This is a genomic window from Anaerotignum faecicola (assembly GCA_024460105.1).
Classification (GTDB): Bacteria; Bacillota; Clostridia; order Lachnospirales; family Anaerotignaceae; genus JANFXS01.
The window spans coordinates 1-415 of sequence record JANFXS010000420.1 but is presented as its reverse complement, the minus strand read 5'-3'; the positions used below and the strand labels follow the sequence as shown (position 1 = coordinate 415).

Sequence of the window (415 nt, the reverse complement as noted above, 5' to 3'; positions counted from 1 at the left end):
AACTCGTAGGCTACCAACGAGTTTATTGATACATATATGGCATCGGCCAATGGGGAGTATATCAAGGAGTATCTTTTTGTGCTTCGCCATGAGGGGGAAGCGGTGACGGTCTTCATGATCGCGGATGCCGTTAACCACACGGAATCAGATGTAACACGTGCGTTGTCTTACTGGAAAAAGCTGGGGGTTCTGGAGACGTCTGTGGATAAAGTCCCCGTCGATGGCCCTGATGTGGATAAATGGCCTGCGGCGGCTCAGACGGCCTGCGCCGGCGGCATGATTACGGAAAGTATGGAATCTCCGCTGAATGGAGCGTTTCCAGAGGCCTGTGTGGCTGTACAGTCCTCTTATGACTACGTGGAGAGACCGGTAAAGGGAAGCGGCACCGGTACTGCTGCGTACGGAGAAGCGGCTG

1 protein-coding gene is annotated in these 415 nt (G+C 54.0%); it reads left to right on the top strand.

Annotation, left to right across the window (positions count from 1 at the left end):
- Nucleotides 1-24: 24 nt before the first annotated feature.
- Nucleotides 25-415 (top strand): DNA replication protein DnaD (locus NE664_14675; GenBank protein MCQ4727879.1); only part of this gene is annotated, 391 nt, incomplete at its 3' end.